The following is a 6,826-nucleotide window of genomic DNA, read 5'->3' on the forward strand; positions in this document are numbered from 1 at the left end:
TGCAGCGGTGCAATAAATGATTAGCTCCAAGCCAACACGGTCTTTGTGGGAGCGGCCTTGTGTCGCGAAAGGGCTGCGGAGCAGCCCCAGGATCTATGCCGCAGCAGGGATCGCCGGGGGCCGCTTTGCGGCCCTATCGCGACACAAGGCCGCTCCCACATGAATAGCGACAGGTCTCAATCAGTGCAGTATCTGCGCCAGGAACCCCTTGGCCCGCTCGGTACGCGGCTGGTTGAAGAACACCTGTGGCGGGCTGTCTTCGATGATCTGCCCGCCCTCGAGGAACAGCACCCGCTCGGCCACCTGGCGGGCAAAGCCCATTTCATGGGTGACGCAAAGCATGGTCATGCCAGTGCCAGCCAGCTGCACCAGCACATCCAGCACCTCGGCGACCATCTCCGGGTCCAGCGCCGAGGTGGGCTCGTCGAACAGCATGATCCGCGGCTTCATGCACAGCGCCCGGGCAATCGCCACGCGCTGCTGCTGGCCGCCGGACAGCTGGCTGGGGTACTTGTGCGCCTGGCTTTCGATACCGACCTTGCTCAGGTACATGCGTGCCCGCTCCTCGGCGTCCTTGCGCGACAACCCGCGCACGCTGGTGGGGGCCAGCAGGCAGTTGTCGAGCACGCTCATGTGCGGGAACAGGTTGAAGTGCTGGAACACCATGCCGATGTCGCTGCGCACTTGCGCCGCTTCGCGGGTGGTGGCCGCCAGGTCGATGCCATCCACCTTGATGCTGCCCTGCTGGGCCACTTCCAGGCGGTTGATGCAGCGGATCAGGGTCGACTTGCCCGAGCCGGACGGCCCGCACAGCACGATGCGTTCGCCTTCGCGCACCTGCAGGTCGATGTCGCGCAGCACGTGGAACGCGCCGTAGTGCTTGTTCAGGCCTTCGATGCGGATCAGCACCGGGCGTGGGTCGGGTTCGGGGGCAAGGGTGGCAAGGCTCAGTGGTGCGGTCATCTTGTTGTTCTCCCGCAGGGGTTCAGTCGAAACGAGTCGCGCTGTAGGGCGCGGGGTCGGTGAAGGGGCGTTCGCCGGTGACCAGTTCGGCCACCAGCCGGCCGCTGACCGGGCCCAGGGTGAGGCCGTGGTGGGCGTGGCCGAAGTTGAACCACAGCCCCGGGTGGCGCGGCGCCGGGCCGATCACCGGGCGCATGTCGGGCAGGCATGGGCGGCGGCCCAGCCAGGGGGTGTCGTCCAGGCGCTCGCCCAGGGCCGGGAACAGCTTGCGCGCCAGGGCCTCGCAGCGGCCCAGCTGGATCTGGTTGCCCGGCGCGCTGCTGGCGTCGAATTCGATGCCGGTGGTCAGGCGCACGCCGCGGGCCATTGGCGCCAGCACGTAGCCGCCCTGGGTGTCGCAGATGGAATGCTCCAGTTGCGCGCCGTCACGGGTGCTGTAGTGCATGTGGTAGCCACGCTTGATCGCCAGCGGGATCTGGTAGCCCAGGCCGCTGAACAGGTCGGCCGACTGCGGGCCGAGGCAGGCCACCACCTCGTTGGCGGTGATCGGGCCGCGGCGGCTGTCTACCCGCCATTGGCCGTCGACCTGGCGCAGGCTGCGCGCATCGCCATGCAGGAACTGCCCGCCGCGCTGCGTGAACAGGGTGGCGTAGCCGCGGGTGAGGGCGCCGGGGTTGTTCACGGTCTTGGGGTCGAGCCAGTGGATGCCGCCGACCACGCTGGCGTCCAGCTGGTGCTCGCGGGCCTGCAACTGCCCGCATTCGAGAATTTCGAACTGCAGGCCATAACGGCTCAGGCCCTTGGCGTCGACCTTGGCCTGCTCGAACAGCGCCGGGTCACGGAACACTTCGATCCAGCCTTTGGCCTGCACCAGCCCTTCCAGGCCCGCGGCAGCGATCAGTGCGTCGTGCTCCTCGACGCAGCGCTGCACCAGCGGCAGCATGTCGGCGGCGGCCCCGGCCAGGCGCCCGGGGGCCGACTGGCGCCAGTAGCGCCACAGCCAGGGGGCGGCCTTGGGCAGGTGCAGCAGGCTGTAGCGCACATCGGGCTGGCGGTTCAGGCCGTAGCGCAGCAGCGCGCCCAGTTGCCGCGGGAAGGCATAGGGGATCACGCTGGAGCGCTCGATCAGCCCGGCGTTGCCGTGGCTGGTGCCGCTGCCCGGTTCGTCGCGGTCGATCAGGATCACCTGGCGCCCGCGGGCCTGCAAGTGCAGGGCGGTGCTGACGCCGACGATGCCGGCGCCGAGGACAAGGGTCTGGCAATGCATGGAACGTATCCTTCGGTCAGTTCAGGTGGCGGCCCAGGCGGGCTTCCAGGTGTTTCAGCAGGCGCCGCACCAGTTCGACGATCAGCAGGTAGAGCACGGCGGCCCACAGGTAGATCTGGAAGTCGAAACTGCGCGAGAAGGCCAGTTTGGTCACGCCCATCAGGTCGTAGATGGTCACCAGCGAGGCGATCGCGCTGGCCTTGATCATCAGGATCAGTTCGTTGCCCAGCGGGCCGATGGCCACCAGCAGCGACTGCGGCAGGATCACCTTGAAGAAGGTGGTCGAGCGCTTCAGGTTCAGCGCCCGCGCCGCCTCATGCTGGCCGGGGGCGACGGCCATCAGGCTGCCGCGGAAGATTTCTGCCTGGTAGGCGGCGGTGTTCAGGGTGAACGCCAGCAGGGTGCAGAACCACGCCTCGCGGAAGAACCACCACAGGCCGACGTCCTGCCAGAAGCCCTTGAGCGAGCCCAGGCCGTAATACAGCAGGAACAGCTGGGCCAGCAGCGGCGAGCCGCGGAAGAAGTACACGTAGCCGGCGGCCATGCGCTGCAGCAGCAGGCTGCGCGACATGCGCGCCAGGGCCAGCAACAGGCCGAGCACGGCACCCAGGCTGAAGGAAATCGCCACCAGCTTGGCCGTTACCAGCAGGCCATCGAGGAAGCGCGGGCCGTAGCGGTCCAGCAGGTCGGGGTCGAGGACCAGCGCCAGCAGTTGTTCGAAGCTCATGCGCGTGCTCCTTGCAGGTGGCGGTTGCTGCGCCGTTCGATGAAGGCGAACACGCGCCCGGAAATGGCGGCGAACAGCAGGTAGCCCAGGCAGGCCACGCCATAGAAGAACATCGGCTCCTTGGTCACGCTGACGGCCAGGTTGGTCTGGCGCATCAGGTCGACCAGCGAGATGGTCGAGACCAGCGAGGTGTCCTTGAGCAGCGACAGCCAGTTGTTGGACAGGCCGGGCAGGGCGATGCGGGTCAGTTGTGGCAGCAGCACCTTGAAGAAACCGGTGTGCTTGCTCAGGCCCAGCGCCGAGCAGGCTTCCAGCTGGCCCTTGGGCAGGGTCTTGAAGGCTGCCAGCCAGATCTCGCTGGAAAACGCGGCGAACACCAGGCTGAAGGCGATCATCGCGGCGAGGAAGGTATTGATCAGGAACTCACCCTGGTAGCCCATGGCTGCGAGGATCTTCTGTGCGGCGATCTGGCAGCCGTAATAGATGATCAGCAGCGTCAGCAGTTCGGGCAGGCCACGGAACACGGTGGAGAAGGTGGTGGCCCAGGCGCGCGGCAAGCGCTTGCGCGAGCGTGCTGCAAGGGCGACCACCAGGCCCAGCGGCAGGCCGATGGGCAGGCAGGCCAGGGCCAGGGAAACGGTGACCAGCGCGCCGGCCAGCAGCGCCTGGCCCCAGCCTCCACTGGCGAAGGACAGCAAGGACAATTGATCGAGCATGACAAACCCCTAGGATGGGCAACGCGGACTTTTTGTAGGAGCGGCCTTGTGTCGCGAAAGGGCTGCGGAGCAGCCCCAGGATCTATGCCGCAGCAGGGATTGCCGGGGCCGCCTTGCGGCCCTGTCGCGACACCAGGCCGCTCCTACAGAAATTGCGCAGTTTCCTGAAGATCAGTTGTAGATATCGAAAGCGAAGTACTTGCTGGCGATCTTCTGGTAGGTACCGTTGGCGACGATCTGCTGCAGCGCGGTGTTCAGGCGCTGGCGCAGGGCTTCGTCATCCTTGCGCACGGCAATGGCGGCATCGGCCTTGGTGTCGGCCACGTCACCGAGGATCTTGCAGCAGTCCCCGCCGTTCTTGGTCATCCACTCGTGCAGCGGGAATTTGTCGGCAATCACCCCGTCCAGGCGGCCCGCGGCCAGGTCGGCGTTGGCTTCGTCCATGGTCGGGTACAGTTTCACGTCGGCACCGGCCTTGGCGTAGACGTCTTCGGCGTAGATGGCCTGGGTGGACGACGACTGGGCGCCAACGGTGTAGCCGTCGAAGGTGGTCTGGGCGTCGCTGATCTTGCTGTCCTTGGCCACGGCAACGGTCAGCGGGGTGCGGTAGTAGTGGTCGGTGAAGGCGATCTTCTTGCGCCGTTCTTCGGTGTTGATCATCGACGCGACCACCGCGTCGTACTTGCGTGCCATCAGCGCCGGGATGATGCCTTCCCAGTCCTGGGCCACCAGCGTGCACTCGACTTTCATCTGCTCGCACAGGGCGTGGGTGATGTCGACGTCGAAGCCGTGCAACTGGTTATTGGCGTCGACATAGTTGAAGGGCGGGTAGGCGCCCTCGGTGGCGAAGCGCAGGGTTTCGGCACTGGCGGCACCCGACAGCAGCAGGGCGCACGCACCCACCAAGGCCATGGTCTTGTTCATCTCGCACCTCTTGCACTCTTGCTATTGTTGTTTTCCCGTCGACCACGAGGTGTAGCCGACGAATTCGTTATGTAGAGCGGCAGTTGCTTCCAAGCGTTTTTCAACATCCGGTCCGAGCTTCTTGCAGACCTCGTTGACCATCAGGTGCACCCACGACAGCATGGTCGAGGTGGACTCCCAGAACAGGTTGAACTCGGTGGGAATGCGGAACACCTCGTCGGCGTTGGCATCAGCCCAGTCACAGAAGGGGTCGGTCACCAGGGTGACCGCAATGCCAGCCTCGCGTGCCTTCTGGCACAACAGTAGGGCATGGCGGGAATAACGGCGGGCTTCGAACACCACCAGGGCGCTGTCTTCCGCACGGCCCAGCAATACTTCGCCAAAGTGCCCGGCACTCATATCCACCAGCTGCACGCCATCGCGCAGGTACTGCAGCAGGTGGCTCATGCACATGGCGATGCCGCGCTCGGTCTGGAAGCCGGCAATGAACACCCGCTGCTTGCTCGCCAGGCGCTGGGCGACGCTGTGCCAGGCGCTGCTCTGGCGATACTCGTGCACGCGCACCAGGGCGGCGATTTCCAGCTCCAGGCTGCCGGCGTTGTCGCTGGCGTCCTGGTTCTGGCGGTAATCTTGCAGGCGGTCGCCCACCAGCCACGGGCCATCGCCCAGGTCGTTCTGCAGGTCTTGCTTCAACGCCTTGAGATGGGCATAACCCAATGAGCGGCAGAAACGGCCAACGCTGGATTCGCTGACGCCCAGCTTGACGGCAATGCTGGCCGAGGTCTGGAACGGCAGTTCATGCAGGTTGGCGAGCATGTAGCTGGCGATCTTGCGGCCCGAAGCAGCGGCCCCTTCGAGGCTGTTTTCCAGGCGTTGCTTGATCGGTTGGCTCATGCTGCGGCTCCAGGGGTAAGGCTTGCGAAAGAAAATGGCTGTTTTCTGTCATCAAGTCAACATTTGACAGATAGCTGTCACATGCAGGAAAGTTTTTGTCGTTGCAACGCTGTAGCCATTCCAATTCCAACAAGGAGCTTCAGATGTCCGCACCTTCCACCAGCACCGTCGTGCGTGTGCCTTTTACCGAGCTGCAGGGCCTGTTGCAGAGCATCTTCCAGCGCCATGGCTGCAGCGAAAGCGTGGCCCGGGTGCTGGCCTACAACTGCGCCAGCGCCCAGCGCGATGGTGCCCATAGCCATGGGGTGTTCCGCATGCCTGGCTATGTTTCGACATTGGCCAGTGGCTGGGTCGATGGCCAGGCCACGCCGAAGGTCAGCGACGTGGCGCCCGGTTATGTTCGCGTCGATGCCGCAGGCGGCTTCGCCCAGCCGGCGCTGGCGGCGGCCCGTGAACTTCTGGTGGCGAAGGCGCGCAACGCTGGTATCGCCGTGTTGGCGATCCACAACTCGCACCACTTCGCCGCGCTGTGGCCGGATGTGGAGCCATTCGCCGACGAAGGCCTGGTAGCCCTGAGCGTGGTCAACAGCATGACCTGCGTGGTGCCGCACGGCGCCCGCAAGCCGCTGTTCGGCACCAACCCCATCGCCTTTGCCGCACCTTGCGCCGAACATGACCCGATCGTCTTCGACATGGCCACCAGCGCCATGGCCCATGGCGACGTGCAGATTGCCGCGCGCGCTGGCCAGCAATTGCCGCAGGGCATGGGGGTGGATGCCAATGGTGAGCCGACCACCGACCCCAAGGCGATTCTGGAAGGCGGCGCCTTGCTGCCATTTGGCGGGCACAAGGGCTCGGCCTTGTCGATGATGGTCGAGTTGCTGGCGGCGGCGCTGACCGGCGGGCATTTTTCCTGGGAGTTCGACTGGTCGGGGCACCCGGGGGCGAAGACGCCGTGGACCGGGCAGCTGATCATTGTCATCGACCCGAACAAGGCCGAGGGCGAGCGGTTTGCCCAGCGCAGCCGCGAACTGGTCGAGCAGATGCGGGCGGTAGGGCTGACGCGCATGCCGGGCGAGCGGCGTTACCGCGAGCGCGAGGTGGCCGAGGAGGAGGGGGTGGCGGTGACCGAGCAGGAGTTGCAAGGCCTGAAAGAGCTGCTTGGCTGACCCGGCCCTATCGCCGGCAAGCCAGCTCCCACAGGTACACCACAAACGTCAAGGCCTGTGGTGTACCTGGACTGCCCCCGAAAAGTTGGACAGTTTTAGCCCGTGGCCTGAGTCCTGTAGCTGACAGGGCTCAGGCCATTGAGTTTCAGCCTGATGCGGTCATGGT

The 6,826-nt window shown here is 65.4% G+C and carries 7 protein-coding genes; 1 reads left to right on the forward strand and 6 read right to left on the reverse strand.

From position 1 onward, the window contains the following. Positions 1–180: 180 nt before the first annotated feature. From CAG00_RS25915 to CAG00_RS25940, 6 genes are all read right to left on the reverse strand, one after another. Entirely contained in the window at positions 181–963 is a 783-nt protein-coding gene (locus CAG00_RS25915) for an amino acid ABC transporter ATP-binding protein (protein ID WP_013972988.1), read from the reverse strand. A 22-nt stretch (positions 964–985) separates the two neighbouring features. After that, a complete protein-coding gene (locus CAG00_RS25920; protein ID WP_085617041.1) occupies positions 986–2,230 on the reverse strand; it encodes an FAD-binding oxidoreductase in 1,245 nt (414 codons plus the stop codon). 16 nt (positions 2,231–2,246) lie between these two features. Then, complete coding sequence (locus CAG00_RS25925; RefSeq protein WP_025338833.1) at positions 2,247–2,957, reverse strand: ABC transporter permease; 711 nt, start codon at positions 2,955–2,957, stop codon at positions 2,247–2,249. After that, complete coding sequence (locus CAG00_RS25930; RefSeq protein ID WP_085665674.1) at positions 2,954–3,673, reverse strand: ABC transporter permease; 720 nt, start codon at positions 3,671–3,673, stop codon at positions 2,954–2,956. The genes CAG00_RS25925 and CAG00_RS25930 overlap by 4 nt, the downstream gene beginning before the upstream one ends. A 171-nt stretch (positions 3,674–3,844) precedes the next feature. Beyond that, a complete protein-coding gene (locus tag CAG00_RS25935) occupies positions 3,845–4,597 on the reverse strand; it encodes a transporter substrate-binding domain-containing protein (protein ID WP_075044997.1) in 753 nt (250 codons plus the stop codon). 21 nt (positions 4,598–4,618) lie between these two features. Beyond that, a complete protein-coding gene (locus tag CAG00_RS25940) occupies positions 4,619–5,491 on the reverse strand; it encodes a MurR/RpiR family transcriptional regulator (protein WP_025338835.1) in 873 nt (290 codons plus the stop codon). 143 nt (positions 5,492–5,634) lie between these two features. Between CAG00_RS25940 and CAG00_RS25945 the strand changes: the two genes are divergently transcribed. After that, positions 5,635–6,660, forward strand: a complete 1,026-nt coding sequence (locus CAG00_RS25945; protein ID WP_085665675.1) for an Ldh family oxidoreductase — start codon at positions 5,635–5,637, stop codon at positions 6,658–6,660. The last annotated feature ends 166 nt before the right edge of the window (positions 6,661–6,826 follow it).

It is taken from the genome of Pseudomonas sp. B5(2017) (assembly GCF_002112825.1).
GTDB classification, from domain to species: domain Bacteria; phylum Pseudomonadota; class Gammaproteobacteria; order Pseudomonadales; family Pseudomonadaceae; genus Aquipseudomonas; species Aquipseudomonas putida_Z.

Excerpts from the sequence above, each read along its gene's own strand:
- CAG00_RS25915 (WP_013972988.1), bottom strand. The coding sequence starts at position 963 with ATGACCGCACCACTGAGCCTTGCCACCCTTGCCCCCGAACCCGACCCA.
- CAG00_RS25920 (WP_085617041.1), bottom strand. The coding sequence starts at position 2,230 with ATGCATTGCCAGACCCTTGTCCTCGGCGCCGGCATCGTCGGCGTCAGC.
- CAG00_RS25925 (WP_025338833.1), bottom strand. The coding sequence starts at position 2,957 with ATGAGCTTCGAACAACTGCTGGCGCTGGTCCTCGACCCCGACCTGCTG.
- CAG00_RS25930 (WP_085665674.1), bottom strand. The coding sequence starts at position 3,673 with ATGCTCGATCAATTGTCCTTGCTGTCCTTCGCCAGTGGAGGCTGGGGC.
- CAG00_RS25935 (WP_075044997.1), bottom strand. The coding sequence starts at position 4,597 with ATGAACAAGACCATGGCCTTGGTGGGTGCGTGCGCCCTGCTGCTGTCG.
- CAG00_RS25940 (WP_025338835.1), bottom strand. The coding sequence starts at position 5,491 with ATGAGCCAACCGATCAAGCAACGCCTGGAAAACAGCCTCGAAGGGGCC.
- CAG00_RS25945 (WP_085665675.1), top strand. The coding sequence starts at position 5,635 with ATGTCCGCACCTTCCACCAGCACCGTCGTGCGTGTGCCTTTTACCGAG.